The organism is Prevotella sp. CAG:255 (assembly GCF_000431195.1).
GTDB lineage: Bacteria > Bacteroidota > Bacteroidia > Bacteroidales > Bacteroidaceae > Prevotella > Prevotella rara.
In genome coordinates, this window is record NZ_HF986845.1 from 282 (window position 1) to 938 (window position 657).

General features: G+C 44.1%; 1 pseudogene. It reads right to left on the bottom strand.

What is annotated here, in order from left to right:
* Positions 1-657, bottom strand: a pseudogene (locus QVO66_RS11330) (hypothetical protein); the annotation flags it as partial.

Below are 657 nucleotides of genomic sequence, written 5' to 3' on the forward strand. Positions count from 1 at the left end.
AATAAGTGGCCCTAAAGAGTAGGCTGTTTCTCTTTTATATCCGTATTTGGAGTAAAGTCCATACAGCTTTTCGCGTATGCTTATGACAGAGTCTATGTTGCCTTTAAGTTTATATATATTTGCTTTCTGCTCGTATGTAATAATAGCATTTAACGTGTCTTTTGCCTTCATTGCGTATTTAAACGCCAGGCTATTTTCGTGGAAGGCATCGCTGAAGGCAAACTGGCTTTTTAAAATCTCTGCCGACCATACGTGTATTCTGTGCAGTGTAAGGAAGTCGCAGCTGCAGTCAGTGGTGTCTGCCTTTGTTGCCGCTTCATGAAAATACTGCAATGCCATGGGGGCATCCTTGCCGTCAAAGTATGCGCATCCAAGGATATAGTATGCGAGCATACGTTCGTTAGAATCTCCGTGCTTGTCAAAATAGTCGGCAATGTCTTGGCTTCTTTGATATACGCACCCAATGATATAGTATGCGAGTATGCGTTCGTTAGAATCTCCGTGCTTGTCAAAATAGTCGGCAATGTCTTTCAGCGAGTCGGTGCTCATGGGCATTGCGAGTTTGTTTCTTACTTTAGCCTTTAGCAGCAGCAGCTTCATGTGCCGGCTTTTGTTCATGGCGCTTTCTCCCTCCAGACTGTCAATAAGCGTCATCGC